We start from the raw sequence: 17078 nt of genomic DNA on the forward strand, positions 1-17078 counted from the left end.
CGATATCTGATCTCGACCGGGAAGGTCCGGCCCGACACGGTGACGATCGGCGCGGGCACACCGTCCGCGCCGGCAAAGTGGGTGGCGAAGCGCTCGGTGTCGATCGTCGCCGAGGTGACGATCACATGGAGGTCGGGCCGCTGCGGAAGGAGTTGTCGCAGGAAGCCGAGGATGAAGTCGATGTTGAGGCTGCGCTCGTGCGCCTCGTCGATGATCAGCGTGTCGTACCGACTGAGCATGCGGTCGCGCTGGATCTCCGCGAGCAGGATGCCATCGGTCATCACCCGGATCAGGGTCCCGGCGGAGATGTTGTCGGTGAAGCGGACCGAGTAGCCGACGTCGCGTCCGACCTCGGTCTCCAGCTCGTCGGCGACCCGTTCGGCGATCGTGCGCGCCGCCACGCGCCGGGGCTGGGTGTGGCCGATCACGCCGGCGACACCCCGTCCGGCCTCGATGCACAGCTTCGGGATCTGGGTGCTCTTGCCCGACCCGGTCTCCCCCGCAACGATCACGACCTGGTGAACACGCAGCACCTCGAGCAACTCGTCGTGACGCTCGGTGATCGGGAGGTTCGGTGGATAGTTCAGCCGATCGTCGGCGAGGATCGCCGCGGCTGCAGCTCGGCGTTGCGATTCGCCACCGTGCGCTCCCACCCGCACAGGATGCCGAGCTTTCGCGTAGGTTCCGCCGTGTGCAATATCGCTACCGGGTGATGGTCGTCTACATCGTCGGGCTGTTCATGACGATCATCGACGGCACGATCGTCAACGTTGCACTCCCGACGCTGGCTCGCGAGTTCGACGTGTCGTCGACCGACATCGAATGGATCGCAATCGCGTACCTGCTCGCGCTGGCCGCGATGATCCCGGCCGCCGGATGGCTCGGCGACCGATTCGGAACCAAGCGGATGTTCCTCACCGCCCTCACCGTGTTCGTCGTGGCCTCGGGGCTCTGCGGTGCCGCGCCGAACCTCGAGGCCCTCATCACGTTCCGCGTTCTGCAAGGCCTCGGTGCCGGACTGATCACGCCGATCGGCAGTGCGATGCTCTTCCGTGCATTCCCGCTCGCGGAACGATCGACGGCGACGGTCGGTGTCCTCAGCGTGGCGGTCGTCGCACCCGCGATCGGCCCGGTGCTCGGCGGCGTGCTGGTCGACAACATCTCGTGGCGCTGGATCTTCTTCGTCAACCTGCCGATCGGAGCCCTGGCTCTGACCCTCGCGGTCATCTGGCTGCGGGAGGAGATCCAGGCGGCAGCCGGACGACTCGACGTGCGCGGGCTGGTGCTGTCCGCGACCGGCGTCTCGCTCCTGATCTACACCCTCTCGACCGGCCCGGAGCAGGGCTGGCTGAGCACGCAGACGATTGCGACCGGCGCGATCGGAGTCGCGGCAATCGTCGGGTTGATCGTGATCGAACTCGGTCTCGACCAGCCGCTGCTCCAGCTGCGCCTGTTCGCCAACCAACTGTTCCGGGTGGTCAACATCTCGGCCGCGATGGTCTATGCGGGCTTCTTCGGGTGGATCTTCGTCCTCCCGCTCTACATGCAGACGCTGCGCGGGTTCAGCGCGACACAGTCCGGTCTGGTGCAGGCACCCCAGGCGTTGGCGATCTTCGTCGTGTCGAACCTGCTCGGCAAGCGCGTCTACCGGGCCGTCGGGCCCCGTCGTCTGATGATCGCCGGGTCCGCCGCGACCGCGCTCTTCACCGGCGGATTCGTGTTCGTCGACCTCGACACCCCGCTCTGGATGATCGCGTGCGGGTCGGCGCTGCGTGGCGCCGCGGTCGGAATGGTCTTCGTCTCGATCCAGACGGCGGTCTATGCGACGATCTCGAATGCCGAAACCGGGCGGGCGACGGCGTTGTTCAACACGCAGCGCCAGATCGCGTACGCCGCTGGAGTCGCGATCGCCGCGTCGGTGATCGCCGCGAAGGTGTCATCGGTCGGCGGCGACAGCGCACCTGCGATCGATCGGCTCCCGGCCTACCAGTGGGGGTTCCTCGCGATGGGCCTGATCATGCTGCCCGCAGCCGTCACGAGCTGGTTCGTCCACGACGAGGACGTCGCGGCGACCCGCGGTCTCGCTCCCGCGCCCGTCTGATTTGCTTGCGTCCGCAATTATCATTGTCGGAGACGATATCCTGAGGAGATGGAATCAGCTGTGATCCAGACCGTTCCGCTCGGCTTCCAATGGCCGACCATCGATCCGTTCCTGTTCTGCGTCCATCACCTCGACACGTACCCGGCAGCCGACGGCGAACTGGGACCGGACGCCTCGCTCGACGGGCGCTCGATCGGCCAGGACTTCGAGCCGATCGACGGATGGCGGATGTACCACGGCTCGAAGGTCCCCGGCTTCCCACAGCACCCGCACCGCGGGTTCGAGACGATCACGTTCGTCCGTCGTGGGCTGATCGACCACTCCGACTCGCTCGGCGCCACCGCGCGTTTCGGGCGCGGCGACGTCCAGTGGATGACGGCCGGCGCCGGCATCCAACACGCCGAGATGTTTCCGCTCGTGAACGACGACGAGCCGAACACCATGGAGATGTTCCAGATCTGGATGAACCTGCCGGCGGCCGACAAGATGGTCGACCCGCACTTCACGATGCTGTGGGACCACGACGTCCCTCGCCACATCGACGGTGGCACCACCGTCACGGTGATCGCCGGCGCGTTGGAGGGTCCCGACGGCGTGACGGAGCCGCCAACCCCGCCGCCCGCCTCCTACGCGTCCCGTGCGGATGCCGATGTGGCGCTCTGGCACGTCGCGATCGAGCCGGGATCGACGTGGACGATGCCCGCTGCCGCCGAGGGTGTCGTGCGGGTGCTCTACGTCTTCGAGGGCGACGGGATCGACATCGACGGCGAATCGGTCGGTCCGTCGACCGGTGCGGTCGTCGATGCGGCGCGTGAGCTGTCGATCACGAGTTCGGGCGCGACGGAACTGCTGGTGATGCAGGGCCGCCCGATCGGCGAGCCGGTCGCGCAGCAGGGCCCGTTCGTCATGAACACCGAGGACGAGGTCCGTCAGGCGTTCACCGATTATCGCGAGACGCAGTTCGGTGGCTGGCCGTGGGACCGGCCCGACCCGACGCACGGCCACGACGACACCCGATTCGCCCGTCACGCCGACGGTCGCGTCGAGTACGCGGCGACGGCCGACGCCTGACCGCTACTCCTGACCACTACTCCTGCGACGTCGGACTCCCGCCGGAGTTCTCGGCCGACCCCGCCTTGGTCGCAGTGTGCTTCTCGGCCTGGGCGGATGCCTTGTTCATCAGGTTGGTGAGCGCGTCCGCAGCGCCCTTGACCGCGTTGGCGGCGGTCTCGGTCGCCTGGGTCTGACGAAGCTGGGAATCAGCGGAATCCTGCGCACGCATCTCGCGGTCCAAGGTCGCATCGACCGGAATCTCCGTGCCGTACTTCGGCGCAGCACCCTGCGAGTACTTCTTGGCCGCATCGGAGGCCTTGGCCGTCACCGCCGATGTCTTGCCCTTGCTGACCTTGTCCAGCGTGCCGCCCGCCTTCTCGACGGCGTCACCGACCTTGTGCCGATTCTTCTCGAGGAGGTCCTTCGCCTTGCGGAGGTTGCGCGTGTTCAAGATTCCCATGGATCCAGGGTAACGAATCGCTCCACACCACCGTCGGGCGTTCGCTGGACGGTCGGACCGCTCACGGGTGCTATCAACGGGACATGACATCATCGATCGCACAATCCACCCGTTGGCTCGATGCCACCGCGCAGGCCGAACTCGTTGCCTCCGGCGAGGTGTCGGCGGCCGAGTTGGTCGATGCCGCGATCGAACGGATCGACGCGTTCGACGAGCCACTGAACTCGGTCGTCATCCGCTGGTTCGACGATGCGCGAGAAGCGGCCGTCGAGGTCGATCGTCGTCACGCCGCGGGTGAGGAGTTGCCGCATTTCGCCGGCGTGCCGACCCTGCTCAAGGACCTCTGGGCCCATTCGATCGGGCATCCGATGACGAACGGCAACGCGGGGCTGCGTGACGAGATGCCGATCTCGACCTACGACACGACGCTCGTGACGAGGTTCCGCGATGTCGGCCTGATCACCCTCGGCCGGACGAACAGCCCGGAGCTGGGCTCGCTGCCGGTGACCGAACCGCTGTCGTTCGGCCCGACCCGCAACCCGTGGTCGACCGATCACACCCCCGGCGGCTCATCGGGTGGATCGGCGGCTGCTGTGGCGGCCGGGCTCGTTCCGATCGCGAACGCTTCCGACGGCGGCGGGTCGATCCGGATCCCTGCGTCGTGCTGCGGACTGATCGGATTGAAGCCGTCGCAGGGCCGGATCACGATGGGTCCCGATCGTGACGAGTCGGGTCTCGGCGTCCACTTCGCCGTCACGCGATCGATGCGCGATACCGCCGCGCTGCTCGACGCCACGAGCGGGCCCGGAGTGGGCGACAACGTGATCGCGCCGGCGCCGACACGCCCGTACGTCGACGAGCTCGGCGTCGATCCGGGCCGACTGCGCATCGGACTGCTCGCGCAGCACCCGCTCGGCGAACACTTGGATCCCGAGTGCGCGGCCGCCGCTCGCGCGGGAGCGGCCCTGTTGGAAGGGCTCGGCCACGACGTCTCCGAAGCACACCCGGAGGTGCTGGAGGATGCGGCGTTCTCGAGTCGGTTCATGGCGATCTGGGCGACCAACATGGCCCTCTCGGTCGAGGCCTGCAGTCGGATGATCGGGCGGGATCTGACCGAGGACGAGGTCGAACCCGTCAACTGGGCGATGGCACAGTTCGCGCAGCACATGACGGCGACCGACTTCGCTGGAGCGCTCGCGGCCGTCGGTGAGTATCGACGATCGATGCAGTCCTGGTGGGCCGACGGTTGGGACCTGCTGCTCAGCCCGACGCTGTCCGAGCCCCCAGCGAAGATCGGCGAACACCTCGCGCAACCCGGCGATCCGATGGCGGGCATGAAACGGGCGGCACAGTTCGTGTCGTTCACCCCGCCCTTCAACACCAGCGGTCAGCCGGCGATCAGCCTGCCGCTGCACACGACCCCGGACGGACTCCCGGTCGGCGTGCAACTCGTGGCCGCGTACGGTCGCGAAGACGTCCTGATCCGCGTCGCGTCGCAGATCGAGGCCACCGGCTGCTTCCAACTTCCGGGCGGTACATCCTGACCCCCGATGTCTACGGTGGGGCAATGACACCAGCAGAAACCGTCACCGCCTTCATCGTGGCCCTCGAACGCAAGGACTTCGACGGGGCGATCGCGCTCGTCGCCGACGACTGCGAGTACGACAACGTCCCGATGGGCAAGGTGCACGGTCCCGCCGAGATCCGCGCCCTGCTCGAACCGATGTTGGGAGCCGCCGGAAGCGTCGAGTGGGTCGTGTACCGCCAGGCCGCCGAAGGGCCGCTCGTGTTCAATGAACGACTCGACCGGTTCGAGATGCCGTTCGGCTGGATCGACATGCCGGTGACCGGGGTGTGGGAGGTCCACGACGGCAAGATCACCCTCTGGCGCGACTACTTCGACCTCGCCACCTACCGCGACCAACTCCCCACGTCCTGACGACATCGCGACGCCGCCGTTCGACCTCGTGGAGGCGGTGCGCGCCCGGACGGTTTCGCGTCAGGCGTCGGGGTTCCGACCCATTCGCAGCCTGGTGACGTCGAGGGGCCGCCCGGTCGCCTCGTCGACGACGAGTGGTTTCACGATCTCCCCGGTCTCGCGGTCCTTCAACACGACCGGCGGCTCGTCGCTGTCCCAGAGCCAGTCGCTCCCCCACCGCCACATCGCGGCGAGCACCATCCAGAACTCGCGCCCCTTTTCGGTCAACCGGTACTCGTATCGGAGCGGCTGCTGCTGGTATTCGACTCGCACCAGCATGCTCTCGTCGACGAGTCGATTCAGACGTGCGGTCAGCACCGCTTTCGGGATGTCGAGTCGCTCGGCGAAGTCGCCGAAACGCCGAGCTCCGGTGAATGCCTCGCGCATCACGAGCGGCGTCCACCAATCACCGATCAGATCGGTGGTCCGCGCGATCGGGCACGGCCAGTCGTCGAAGCGGGTGCGACGCATCAATCCGCCACCTGTTCGACGCGCTCGATCCGCGCCCGGACGTGCTTGTGGAACGGCGTTCCGGCGAACCAGTCGCGGTCCTCGCTCGATGTCAGCTCGTTCGGAGCGATGCCGACGGAGTCGGACGACGTGCCCGGCCACGCATCGAGCCCGAATCCGTTCGGGAGCGACACGTGGCCATCGCGCATCGTGTCGGTGATCTCGACGAACGCGACCGCGCCGCCGCGCTTGGTGACGACCCGCGCCCGGTCCCCGTCGGTGAGTTCGAGACGTTGTGCATCGGCCGGCGACAACCGCAGCGCGCCCTGTTTGTCGAGCTTGCGCCACGACGGATCGCGGTAGATCGTGTTCGCGCTCGACGACCGACGTTCTCCGGCAGCGAGGACGAACGGGAACGCTTCGTCCGCCGCGACCGGACTCGGTTCGCCAGCGAGCGCATCGAACTCGTCGAGCAGCGACGGGATCACGAGGTTGATTCGACCGTCGGGGGTCAAGAGTCGCTTCATCGTCTCGTCGTAGTCGTCGGTCGAGAAGATCAGACCGGACGGATTCGCGAGCACCTGCTCGAAGAGGGCCTCGCCGAGCGGTTGAGTGCCCTGGGGGTCGATTCCGGCCCGGCGGATCGAGGCATGCCAGAACCCGGCCGCCTGTTGGGACAGGCCCCAGATCGCCGCCGCGCCCGATGCGTCGACGCCGTCCTCGGTCCTCAGAGTCGGCCCGAGGGTTTCGTAGAGGACCACGGGGAGAAGTTTGCCCAGGTCGGGGTGGTCGACCATGAACTGGACGAGCGCTGCGGTGTACTCCGAGCGGCCCGCGGCGGCCGCCTCGGTGAGGGGGGTGAGAACCTCGTCGTCGTAGGCGCCGAGGGCCCGGCACAGTCGGGAGTGGATCTCGCACTCGGGCAGGGTGCCATCGAGCGGTTCGAACACGGGACGACGGAGGTGGAAGTAGTTGCTCGGGAACTCGAGGTTGAAGAATGTGCACTCCCATTTCTCGAACTGCGACGCGGCCGGAAGCACGTAGTCCGCCTCGCGGGCGGTCTCGGTCATCGCCACGTCGATCACGCAGAGGAAGTCGAGTTGGCGCAGCGCCGTGCGCATCGCCTGGCTGTCGGCGAGCGAGTGGACCGGGTTGCCCGACTCGACGAGCATCGCGCGGAATCGATCGGGGTGGTCGCCGATGATCTCCTCGGGGATCACGTTGCACGGCACGAGACCGGTGACCAGCCGGTGACCGGTCACGGGCGTGGACGGCACCCCGCCACCAGCCTTGCGCGGGCCTCCCCCGCCGCCCAGCGATGCGAAACGCGTGTGCAGGTTCATCCCTCCCCGCACACCGAAGTTTCCGGTGAGCAGGACGACCAGCTTCTCGAGGTAGCTGTTGAGCGTCGAATGCGGTGCCATCTGGATGCCGAGGTCCTCGAAGATCGACACCCCGTTCGTCGCCCGTCCGATGACTGCGGCAGCTTCACGAACCTGCTCCTCCGGCGTGCCGGCCTTCGCGCATGACTCGGTGACGTCGACCGCCGCGAGGTGGGCCCGCAGCTCGTCGAATCCGTTCGTGTTCTCGGCCAGCCAACTGGTCGCCGCATGCTCCTCGGCGATGACCTTCACGAGCGCGGCGAGGAGGTGGGCGTCACCACCGGGAACGGGTCGGAGATGGATGTCGGCGAGATCTGCGGTCTCCGTGCGGCGCGGGTCGACGACGATCATCGTGCGCGTCGGATCGTTGGCGATCGCCTTGAGGACCTTGCGCGCCTGCGGGAAGCCGTGGGATTGCCACGGATTCTTCCCCCAGAACACCGACACCTCGGCGTGGTGGTAGTCGCCGGTGGTGTGGCAGCTCGATCGGCCGAAGAGTTGCCCGTCGACCCAGAACTCACCGGTCTTCTCCTGCGCGAGCGCGTTCGACTGGTACGTGATGCCGAGCGCTGCGCGGGTGGCCGCGCCGTAGCCACCGCCGAGATGATTGCCCTGGCCGCCGCCGCCGTAGAAGAAGATCTTCTCTCCGCCGTGTTCGTCGATCACATCCTGATAGCGGGCGGCGACCTCGGCGATCGCCGTGTCCCAGTCGACCTCTTCGAACGATCCGTCGGGTCGGCGCCGCATCGGACTCGTCAGGCGGTGGGCACCGTTCTGGTAGTGATCGAGGCGCAGCGCCTTCTCGCACGTGTAGCCCTCGCTGGCGGGATGGGCCTTGTCACCGCGGACCCGCGTGATCGTCGGGCCATCGAGCTTGACCTCGATTCCGCAGTTGATCGAGCACAGGATGCAGGCCGTCTGGTGCCACTCCGCAGCTGCACTCTCGACGTTCGACATCCTGCTGCCGGCCCTGCTGCCGGTCATGCTGCCGGTCATGCTGCCGGTCGTCACGCTGGCGGGAATGCTGTTGGAGCTCATGGTGTCCTTTGCGGGCGTCGCTTCACGGTGAGTTCTCGATCCGTCGATCGACCGTCGATGGTCCGTGGTTCTTCCCGTGCTGGTCCGTTGACGGTTCGTGCCGATGGTTCGTTTGTTGAATTTGGTCAGTTCATCAAACAGACCAGGTACCTGTCAAGCCCCGCCGAACCGTCGGCTGGCCCCTGTGTCGGTGAGCGAGCGGGCGTAGGGTCGACGCCGTGACCGGGACGGAGCTGACGATCGTGTTGATCGCGGTCGTCATCGGGTCGATCGCCAAGGCGGTGACCGGCATGGGTCTGCCGCTGATCGCGATTCCGATCGCAGCGCTGTTCGTCGACCTCGACGCCGCGGTGGTCACGATCGCATTCCCGAACATGCTGGCCAACGGGGTGCTCGCCTTCCGCGAGCGCAGCCACGTCCACGAGACACGCGACCTGCCTCGACTGGCGATCGCCGGATTTCTCGGAGCCGTCGTCGGAGCCGTCGCGTTCGTCTCGCTCCCGCAGGAGCCGTTGGTGATCGTGTTGATCATCTCGATCGCGGGCTACGTCGTCACGTTCTTCGCCAAGCCCGACCTGCGGGTCGGACCCGAGCGGTCGCGTCGAATGGCACCGGCCGTCGGCGGGGTGGCCGGAGCGTTCCAGGGTGCGATCGGGATCAGCGGGCCGATCGTCGGCTCGTGGATCCACAGCTACCGCCTCCCCCGCGGGGCCCACATCTTCTCGGTGACCACGCTGTTCTTCGTGTCCGGGTCGACCCAGTTCGCCGTGCTCGTGTTGTCGGGTGAGCTCTCGGGGAGGGTCGGCGCATCGCTGCTCGCCTGCATCCCGGTCCTCGCGTCGATTCCCGTCGGAGCATGGCTCCGCAACCGCGTGTCCGCCCGCGGGTTCGACCTCGCGGTCATCGCGATGCTGGTCGCGTCGATCGGTGCGCTCGCGATCAAGACGGTAGGGTGAAGCTTCAACCCGACGGGGAGTCTGCGGAACGCCAGGCTGAGAGGGTGACACGCCGTCACCGACCCGAGAACCTGAACCGGATCATGCCGGCGTAGGAAGTCGATCACCGTGAACGAACACATCGTCATCGTCACCGGAGCCTCACCGCTCCCCGACCACGTCGTCCGAGCCGTCCCGCCTTCGGCCATCGTGCTCGCCGTCGACGGAGGACTCGACGTCGCACTCGAGGCGGGAATGCGCCCGTCCGGACTGATCGGCGACCTCGACTCGATCAGCGATGGCGGACTCGCGTGGGCGACCGCGCACGCGACGATCGCTCGCCACCCGACCGACAAGTCCGAGACCGACACGGAGTTGGCGCTCGCGTTCGCTGCGGACATGAATCCGGACCGACTGACGATGGTCGGCGGGGGCGAACGACTCGACCACACCATCGCCGCGCTCGGCGCCCTGCGAGCGCGGAAACTCACCGGCGTTCCGGTCCTCGACGGATGGTGGAACGGTCAGCACCTCGACGTCATCCACGGACCGGGCCGACGCGAGCTCGCTCTGCAACCGGGATCGCTGCTCTCGCTGCTCGCGATCGGCAAATCCTGCCACGAGGTCGGCGTGTCGGGCGTTCGATGGCCACTCGAGGGCCACCGGCTCGAACCGGTCGTCGGCCTCGGTGTGAGCAACGAGGTCACCGCCGACGACGGCATCGTCGCGGTGACCGTGTCCGGTGGCGTGCTCACGATCTTCGACACCCCGGCCGACTCGCAGCCTCCGGCCGACGCCGACACCGCCAGCCCGGCGAACAGTCCTTCCGAACCCACCGCCGAACCCACCCCCCGAACCCAGAATGAAGAGTCCTGACATGACACCCATCCGCAGCGCTGCACTGATCGCAGCCGCTCTCGTCACCGTCGCCTCCTGCGGCGGATCCGACGACGCAACCGACGCAACCGACACGACCGCACCCGAGACCGACTCCCCCGTCGCCGAGGGCAGCAGCCCCGAGACCGAACCGGCGAGCATTGATGCACCCGATGACGCCGACTCGACGATCACCCTCCTGACCTACGAGTCGTTCCCGTCGGAGGGAACGGCGATCAATGACCTGCTCGCCGAGTTCGCCGAGCAAACCGGCATCGACGTCGAAATCCTCATCGCGGGCGACACCGGCACCATGCTCTCGAAGGCCGAGCTGACCGCCGGCAATCCCGAGGGCGACGTCATGTGGGGAATCGACAGCACGTTCATCTCCCGCGCCATCGATTCGCAGATCTTCGAGCCGTACGAAGCGGCCGGCCTCGGCGCGATCCCGAGTGAACTCACCGACCTGGTCCGGAACGGCGAGGCCACCCCGGTCGATTTCGGGGACGTGTGCGTCAACTACGACATCGCGGCGCTCGAATCGCTCGGGATCGATCCCCCGACATCACTCGACGACCTCGCCGATCCGGCGTACAAGGATCTGCTCGTCGTCCAGAATCCGGCGTACTCGTCTCCCGGGCTCGCATTCCTGCTGGCGACGATCGACGAGTACGGCGGCGAAGGCTGGCAGGAGTACTGGACGAACCTCGTCGACAACGGTGTCGCGATCGTCGACGGCTGGACCGCCGCCTACTACGAACAGTTCAGCTACGCGGGCGGCGACCGACCGCTCGTGGTCAGCTACGGGTCGAGCCCGCCCTTCGAGGTGCTGTATGCCGAGACCGAACTCGACACCGCCCCGACCGGCGTGGCCGAGTCGACCTGCTACCGCCAGGTCGAGTTCGCCGGAGTCCTCGCCGGCACGGAGCACCCGGACGAGGCCCGACAGCTCGTGGACTTCATGATCACCCCGGCGTTCCAGGAGGCGTTGCCGCTCGATGTGTTCGTCTTCCCGGCGAATGCCGATGCCGAACTCGATCCGGTGTTCGACGAGTTCGCCGTGATCCCAGAGACGAGTCGCGAGATCGACCCGGCGACGATCGAGGCGACCCGGGAGATCTGGATCGACGAGTGGACCGATCTCGTCCTGGGCTGACCGTGGTGCCGGTGTGATGAACCGCCTCCCGGCCTGGTTGGTCGGGCTGCTGGTCATCGCGCCGGTGGTCGGGCTCGTCGTCTTCTACGCCTGGCCGTTCGTCAACCTGATCGTCGAGGCGGTCGACACCGAGTCCGTCGGAACGGTGTTCGGCCGCTCTCGAACGTGGTCGATCGTCTGGTTCACCACCTGGCAGGCGGTGGTGTCGACGTCGTTGACCGTGGTGATCGGGCTCGCGCCCGCCTGGGTGATCGCCCGCTTCGACTTCGCCGGACGACGCCTGCTGATCGGTCTCCTCACCGCGATCTTCGTCCTTCCGACGGTCGTGATGGGCGCCGCGTTCCTGGCTCTGCTCCCCGACTCGCTCGACCGCACGGTCTGGGCGGTCGTGGGCGCGCACGTCGTGTTCAACCTCGCCGTGATCGTGCGCACGGTCGGGGCGGTCTGGGAACATCTGCCGCCCGACATGGAACATGCCGCCGCGACGCTCGGCGCCTCGCCGTCGACCGTCTTCCGCGAGATCACCCTGCCGCTCCTCCGACCGGCCGTGATCGCCGCCGCCGCGATCGTCTTCCTGTTCACGTTCACGTCGTTCGGGGTGATTCGCGTCCTCGGCGCAGCCGGAACCCGCACGATCGAGGTCGAGGTCTGGCGACGGGCGACACAGCTCGGCCAGATCGACCAGGCCGCCGTGCTCGCACTGCTCCAACTCGCGATCCTCGGGCTGCTCGCCATCTGGTCCTCGATCGCCGCCCGACGCTATTCCCGTGCGCTCGACCTGCGCCCACTCGCCCGTCCGCAACGACCACGCACGACTCGCGTGCGGATTCTGGTCGCGGGCGTCGCCGGCACGACCGCACTGATCGCCGTCGTCCCGCTGGTCGCCCTGGTCGTGAAGTCGATGTCGGCGCCGACCGGATGGACCTTCAATGCCTGGACCGGGCTCGGGTCCGCCGAGATCCGGCCCGGGATCACCCTCGGCCTCGATCCGCTCGACGCGCTCTCGAACTCGCTGCGGATCGCGGCGTGGAGCACGCTGTTCGCCGTCGTGATCGGCGCGCTCGCCAGCCTGGGAATCGTCGCCGCCGGAAAGGCCGGCCGTTTCCTCGACGCCGGCCTGCTCCTCCCGATCGGGACGTCGGCGGTCACGATCGGATTCGGGATGCTGATCACGTTCGACAGCGATCCGTACGACTGGCGCGCCAGTTGGTGGATCATTCCGGTGGGCCACGCGCTCGTGGCGGTGCCATTCGTGGTGCGCAGCACGCTCGGTGTGCTCCGCTCCGTCGATCCGCAGCTGTCACTCGCGGCGGCGACCCTCGGGGCGTCGCCGACCCGAGCGTGGGTGGAAATCGTCGTCCCCCACCTGTGGCGTCCGCTCGCGACCGGCGCAGGAATCGCAGCGGCGATCTCGCTCGGGGAGTTCGGCGCCACGAGTTTCCTCTCCCGCAGCGGTGGCGAGACGCTGCCGATCGCGATCGAGCAGCTGCTGGGTCGCACCGGGTCGCTCCTCCAGACGAAGGGGTATGCACTCGCGACCATCCTCGCCGCTGCAACGATCGGGCTCGTGATGCTCGTCGACCGCACCGGAGACCTGGTGGGTGGGCGTCGCCCCGTCGCGGCGCCGACCCGCCCCACGGAACCGCCGACGGAATCGCCGACACGGCTGCCGACGGAATCGCCGACACGGCTGCTGTCGGAACCGCCGCGTGAACATGTCGACGAGCGACGAACGCAGGACGATCATGCGCGGCGCTGATGTCGGCCTCGACGGGATCGACGTCGCATTCGACGGCACGGTGGTGCTCCACGACCTCGATGTGCGGGTGTCGAGCGGCGAAGTGGTCGCGCTGCTCGGACCGTCCGGAAGCGGCAAGAGCACGCTGCTGCGCGTGATCGCCGGCATCGTCACGCCGGACCGAGGCATCGTGTCGATCGACGGGATCGACGTCACGGGTGTGCCGACCCATCGTCGGAGCGTCGGGATGGTGTTCCAGGACAACCAGCTGTTCCCGCATCGCTCGACGATCGACAACGTGGCGTTCGGTCTCAAGATGTCCGGGGTCGACCGGGCCACGCGAAACGCTCGCGCCGCCGAGTGGCTGACCCGCGTCGGACTCGACGGGTTCGGAGGGCGCCCGATCACCGAGCTGTCGGGAGGTGAGGCCAAACGCGTCGCACTGGCACGAACGCTGATCACCGAGCCGTCCGTCCTCCTGCTCGACGAGCCCCTCACCGGCCTCGATCGTGAGCTGCACGACCGACTCGCCGTCGAACTCTCCGATCTCCTGCACGACACCGATGCCACGGCGATCCTCGTCACCCACGACGTCGACGAGGCGAACGTGATCGCCGACCGGAACGTGATGCTCGACGACATCCAGGGCACCCCGTGATCGACCCGGGTTCCGGCTCGATCGTGGTCCTCGCACCGGGCGACACGCACGATCTGCGCCGGCGGGTCCTGCGCGACGGCAATCCCGACGCGCAGCTCGTGTGGGCAGGTGATGACGAGCCCACCACCGCGCACCTCGGAATCATCCTCGACGGGGCGATCGTCGCCGTCTCGACATGGCTCGCCCCCACGATCGACACGACGATCAACACCGTGACCGACACGACAAGCGACACGACAAGCGACACGACGACCGACACGACAAGCGACACGACGACCGACACGAGAAGCGACGCGACGAGCATCTCGCCCACGTCCGACGCCAGGCCGCTGACCCAACTCCGCGGGATGGCGACCGAGCCATCGCTCGCCGGGATCGGTCTCGGACGACGGCTGTTGAGCGCCGGACTCGACCGTGCGGCCGCGCACGGGACCGAGCTGGTGTGGGCGAATGCGCGCCTCGGCGCGCTCCGGTTCTACGAACGCAGCGGTTTCACGGTGATGGGCGACGTGTTCACGATCGCGGAGACCGGCCTGCCACACCGCCGAGTGGAGTACCCGATTTCCCCTTCGGCCACCTGACGACCCCGTGGGTGGGCGATCCACCCGACGAACTCAGGAGACGAGACCACACGATGTCGTACGCGCAGGCAGTCGTTCATCGGCAGCGGGCGTCCCACCTCCGCACGGTGGCGGCGCGCCTGAGGACGACACCGGCGATGTCACTCCAGCGGTACTCCGGGGTCGACACATGGCACGGACCGCGAGCCGATGCATGCGGCATCGAGCTCTCGGTCGTCCAGCGCGCCGTGCGCGACGCCGCGGACGATCTCGACATCCACGCCCAACGGCTCGAACGCAGCGCCGACGATCTCGTGACAGCCGCCATCCGTGCCGCACAGGAGGCTCGCCTCCCACCGTTCCACTGATCGCTCGCTCCCCTCGCCGCTCGTCCGCGGCCCCCACCGCCACCGACCCCGAGGGGAGCGATCATGATCGTCGGATACGACCCGCACCGAGTGTCGGTGCTCGTCAGAGAGACCCGCGCCGCTCTCGACGATCTGGCGTCGATCGACAGCAGCGACCCTGCCGCTTCCGACGCCATCGCGACCGTCCGGCAGATGCGCACGATGCTCGCCGACGGCCTGCTCACCGCGGTGCGATCGATCGAGGCGGCCGATCCACTCGTACGCGCCGGGGACCGGCCGATGCCCGCGGGATCGAACTGGTACGCGGACTGGCTGACGGGTGCGGTCTCGAATCCCTACCGCGCACTGAGCGACGACGAACTGCTCGACGAGTTCGAACGGCTCGAACGCGATGTGCCGTACGACGACGACTTCCGACCCGACATGGACCACCCGTTCTGGGATCGGTTCGAGTTTCTGGCGGCCGAGCTGGCGGTGCGGGTGTCGATCGACGCCGATCTCGTCAACCGGGTCGCCGAACGGGCGAGCGAATCGTTCCTGATCCCGATCGCCGTCTCGTTCGCGGGGTTCGAGCCCGAGCTGGTCGCCAGGATGCTGCGCGACGTCACACGATCACCCTCGGCGATGGTCGACCTGCTGTCGAACTACCAGGCATACGGCGCCGACGTCATGCTCGACTTTCTCGCACGGCACCCGCACGCCGCGCTCGACGCCGTCGACCTGACGATGTTGACCGAGCTGATGGCGTGGCCCACGATCGACAGCGACCGTGTCGGGCGGTTCCTCCATGCGGCGATGGCGGTCCCGTTCCGGGATGCCGCGCGCCTCGACGATGCCTTCGTCGTCCTCCAGCATCTCGTGACGCTCGCCAACCGTCGCGCGTACGAGACCGGATTTCCGACCGATCTCAGTCCGACGATCACCCGGATCGTCCTCGAGTACGTCCCGTTCTTCATCACGTCGTTGCCGGGCTACTCGGTCGTGCACCTGAAGGACTTCGACTTCGTCGATGCAGAGACCCCGCTCGGGACCTATCCGGAGGTGCTCGATCTCTTCGGCGCTCTGATGCGCGATCCGACCTCGCTCGACATCCTCCTCGCGTCGATCCCGACCTTCGCCGTCATCGGTGCGGGCGACAACGGCCCGCTCGGGATCACACCGAACGACGTCGCCGACTATGTCGACACGCTCCGCAAGTCCGCGCTGAACGAACAGCTCGAGGTGGAACGTGCGGCCGACCGTTCCGGGCGCGATGCCCGCGTGGCGGTCGACATCGCGGTCGGCGCACTCCAACTCGTCAGCGCCGTCCTCGGCCCGGCGGCAATCGGGGGCGTCGAGGTCGCCACCTCGGTTCTGAGAGGCGGAACGGTGGGCCTGGTGGAGTGGATGTCATCCACGGCCGACCTCGGGCTCGACGACATCGAGGTCGTCGCCTCACTGCTGGTCGTGTTCGGACTCGGCGTCGGCGTGCTCCGCTCCCACACGGCCTCCGCACACGACACGCCGACGTCACCCGGCGGCGACGCCGAAGGGACCGAGCCGACCGGTGGGACCCAGGTGACCGATGATCAGCCGCCCGATGATCAGCCGCCCGATGATCAGCCACCCGGTGATCCCGAGGATCTGCCCGGGCCTGACGAGTCGGCGATCATCGAGTTGGCCGAGACGATGCTCGCACTGATCGAGACCCGGCTGGCCGACGGCGCGAGCGTCGAAGAGATCGGCGGGTTGATCGACGGCTTCGGCCGCACCGTTCGAGCGCTCGATCACGAGCACGTGATGGACGTGATCGACGACCCGCGGATCGTCCCACGCGACATCGCCGTCGACCGGACGGTCGACGGCGATGGGTGATCACACGCGGGCGGTGCGCTCGATGTCGGTGCCGATGACCGCTTCCTCGAGTCGGGCGTACGACGCCTCCATCCCGTCGATCATGCCGGTCGCCATGATCTGCTCGAGGAGATCGGTCGTCGGGTAGGTGATCACGACACTGAGCAGCGTCGCGCCGTCGGCCGGGGTGAGCGTCATCTCGTGACGCGTCGGTGCACCGTCCATCCCGATCATCGCCTCGGTCGTCACCTCGCGATGCGGAGGGATCGACTCCAGCACCTCGCCTTCGAACCCGAACCGATCGGTACCGTCCGTCGACTCCCATTCGTACCGGTAGCGGGAGCCGACTTCGGCGGCAGGTTCACACACGGGCATCGTCCACCCGTCGGGCCCGAGCCTCCACCGCTGCATCAACGCCGCCTCGTGATGGGCCCGCCACACCTCTTCGACGGCGCCTCGCACGACCCGGCTGACCCGGGCACTGGTCGGTGT

17 protein-coding genes and 1 riboswitch are annotated in these 17078 nt (G+C 67.7%); of the genes, 12 read left to right on the forward strand and 5 right to left on the reverse strand.

Annotated elements, in window-relative coordinates:
• The coding region (locus WBV89_RS05080; protein ID WP_423980268.1) for a DEAD/DEAH box helicase at nt 1-587 on the reverse strand (587 nt) is incomplete at its 3' end.
• A gap of 104 nt (nt 588-691) precedes the next feature.
• Between WBV89_RS05080 and WBV89_RS05085 the strand changes: the two genes are divergently transcribed.
• A complete protein-coding gene (locus tag WBV89_RS05085; protein WP_423980254.1) occupies nt 692-2101 on the forward strand; it encodes a DHA2 family efflux MFS transporter permease subunit in 1410 nt (469 codons plus the stop codon).
• 48 nt (nt 2102-2149) lie between these two features.
• On the forward strand, nt 2150-3172 hold the full coding sequence (locus WBV89_RS05090) for a pirin family protein (RefSeq protein ID WP_423980255.1): 1023 nt from the start codon (nt 2150-2152) through the stop codon (nt 3170-3172).
• A gap of 16 nt (nt 3173-3188) precedes the next feature.
• On the opposite strand, the gene WBV89_RS05095 is transcribed toward WBV89_RS05090, so the two are convergent.
• Nucleotides 3189-3614 (reverse strand): antitoxin, encoded by a 426-nt coding sequence (locus tag WBV89_RS05095; protein WP_423980256.1) that lies wholly within the window; start codon nt 3612-3614, stop codon nt 3189-3191.
• 83 nt (nt 3615-3697) lie between these two features.
• Between WBV89_RS05095 and WBV89_RS05100 the strand changes: the two genes are divergently transcribed.
• Nucleotides 3698-5158 carry an amidase gene (locus tag WBV89_RS05100; protein WP_423980257.1) on the forward strand — a complete coding sequence of 487 codons (1461 nt, stop codon included), beginning with the start codon at nt 3698-3700 and terminating at the stop codon, nt 5156-5158.
• Between the two features lie 23 nt (nt 5159-5181).
• Complete coding sequence (locus tag WBV89_RS05105; protein WP_423980258.1) at nt 5182-5553, forward strand: limonene-1,2-epoxide hydrolase family protein; 372 nt, start codon at nt 5182-5184, stop codon at nt 5551-5553.
• A gap of 60 nt (nt 5554-5613) precedes the next feature.
• Here the strand turns inward: WBV89_RS05105 and WBV89_RS05110 are convergent, their stop codons facing one another.
• Both WBV89_RS05110 and WBV89_RS05115 read right to left on the reverse strand, forming a co-directional pair.
• Nucleotides 5614-6063 (reverse strand): winged helix-turn-helix transcriptional regulator, encoded by a 450-nt coding sequence (locus WBV89_RS05110; protein ID WP_423980259.1) that lies wholly within the window; start codon nt 6061-6063, stop codon nt 5614-5616.
• Nucleotides 6063-8381, reverse strand: a complete 2319-nt coding sequence (locus WBV89_RS05115) for a molybdopterin-dependent oxidoreductase (protein ID WP_423980269.1) — start codon at nt 8379-8381, stop codon at nt 6063-6065. Before WBV89_RS05115 ends, WBV89_RS05110 begins: the two co-directional genes overlap by 1 nt.
• A gap of 299 nt (nt 8382-8680) precedes the next feature.
• Here WBV89_RS05115 and WBV89_RS05120 point away from each other — a divergent pair, with 299 nt between their 5' ends.
• The 8 genes from WBV89_RS05120 to WBV89_RS05155 all read left to right on the forward strand — a co-directional run bounded on the left by WBV89_RS05120 (nt 8681) and on the right by WBV89_RS05155 (nt 16607).
• Nucleotides 8681-9418 (forward strand): sulfite exporter TauE/SafE family protein, encoded by a 738-nt coding sequence (locus tag WBV89_RS05120; RefSeq protein WP_423980260.1) that lies wholly within the window; start codon nt 8681-8683, stop codon nt 9416-9418.
• A gap of 3 nt (nt 9419-9421) precedes the next feature.
• Nucleotides 9422-9534, forward strand: a riboswitch (TPP riboswitch).
• Nucleotides 9527-10273, forward strand: coding sequence for a thiamine diphosphokinase (locus tag WBV89_RS05125; RefSeq protein WP_423980261.1), 747 nt, complete (start codon nt 9527-9529; stop codon nt 10271-10273). It overlaps the preceding riboswitch by 8 nt.
• Before the next feature lies 1 nt (nt 10274).
• Nucleotides 10275-11429, forward strand: a complete 1155-nt coding sequence (locus tag WBV89_RS05130) for a thiamine ABC transporter substrate-binding protein (RefSeq protein ID WP_423980262.1) — start codon at nt 10275-10277, stop codon at nt 11427-11429.
• Nucleotides 11430-11445: 16 nt separating this feature from the next.
• Nucleotides 11446-13188 carry an ABC transporter permease gene (locus WBV89_RS05135; RefSeq protein WP_423980263.1) on the forward strand — a complete coding sequence of 581 codons (1743 nt, stop codon included), beginning with the start codon at nt 11446-11448 and terminating at the stop codon, nt 13186-13188.
• On the forward strand, nt 13145-13825 hold the full coding sequence (locus tag WBV89_RS05140) for an ABC transporter ATP-binding protein (protein WP_423980270.1): 681 nt from the start codon (nt 13145-13147) through the stop codon (nt 13823-13825). The genes WBV89_RS05135 and WBV89_RS05140 overlap by 44 nt, the downstream gene beginning before the upstream one ends.
• Nucleotides 13822-14406, forward strand: coding sequence for a GNAT family N-acetyltransferase (locus WBV89_RS05145; protein WP_423980264.1), 585 nt, complete (start codon nt 13822-13824; stop codon nt 14404-14406). The genes WBV89_RS05140 and WBV89_RS05145 overlap by 4 nt, the downstream gene beginning before the upstream one ends.
• Nucleotides 14407-14459: 53 nt before the next feature.
• The gene (locus WBV89_RS05150) at nt 14460-14753 is read left to right on the forward strand and encodes a hypothetical protein (RefSeq protein WP_423980265.1); all 294 of its coding nucleotides are present in this window, start codon (nt 14460-14462) and stop codon (nt 14751-14753) included.
• 63 nt (nt 14754-14816) lie between these two features.
• Nucleotides 14817-16607: a hypothetical protein gene (locus WBV89_RS05155; RefSeq protein ID WP_423980266.1), complete on the forward strand. Its 1791-nt coding sequence runs from the start codon at nt 14817-14819 to the stop codon at nt 16605-16607.
• On the opposite strand, the gene WBV89_RS05160 is transcribed toward WBV89_RS05155, so the two are convergent.
• On the reverse strand, nt 16608-17078 hold a 471-nt coding region (locus WBV89_RS05160; RefSeq protein ID WP_423980267.1), incomplete at its 5' end, for an SRPBCC domain-containing protein.

The organism is Ilumatobacter sp., from assembly GCF_049588435.1.
GTDB lineage: Bacteria > Actinomycetota > Acidimicrobiia > Acidimicrobiales > Ilumatobacteraceae > Ilumatobacter_A.

Coding starts and splice junctions, on each gene's coding strand:
- WBV89_RS05090 (WP_423980255.1), top strand. CDS start 2,150: ATGGAATCAGCTGTGATCCAGACCGTTCCGCTCGGCTTCCAATGGCCG.
- WBV89_RS05095 (WP_423980256.1), bottom strand. CDS start 3,614: ATGGGAATCTTGAACACGCGCAACCTCCGCAAGGCGAAGGACCTCCTC.
- WBV89_RS05100 (WP_423980257.1), top strand. CDS start 3,698: ATGACATCATCGATCGCACAATCCACCCGTTGGCTCGATGCCACCGCG.
- WBV89_RS05105 (WP_423980258.1), top strand. CDS start 5,182: ATGACACCAGCAGAAACCGTCACCGCCTTCATCGTGGCCCTCGAACGC.
- WBV89_RS05110 (WP_423980259.1), bottom strand. CDS start 6,063: ATGCGTCGCACCCGCTTCGACGACTGGCCGTGCCCGATCGCGCGGACC.
- WBV89_RS05115 (WP_423980269.1), bottom strand. CDS start 8,381: ATGTCGAACGTCGAGAGTGCAGCTGCGGAGTGGCACCAGACGGCCTGC.
- WBV89_RS05130 (WP_423980262.1), top strand. CDS start 10,275: ATGACACCCATCCGCAGCGCTGCACTGATCGCAGCCGCTCTCGTCACC.
- WBV89_RS05135 (WP_423980263.1), top strand. CDS start 11,446: ATGAACCGCCTCCCGGCCTGGTTGGTCGGGCTGCTGGTCATCGCGCCG.
- WBV89_RS05140 (WP_423980270.1), top strand. CDS start 13,145: ATGTCGACGAGCGACGAACGCAGGACGATCATGCGCGGCGCTGATGTC.
- WBV89_RS05150 (WP_423980265.1), top strand. CDS start 14,460: ATGTCGTACGCGCAGGCAGTCGTTCATCGGCAGCGGGCGTCCCACCTC.
- WBV89_RS05155 (WP_423980266.1), top strand. CDS start 14,817: ATGATCGTCGGATACGACCCGCACCGAGTGTCGGTGCTCGTCAGAGAG.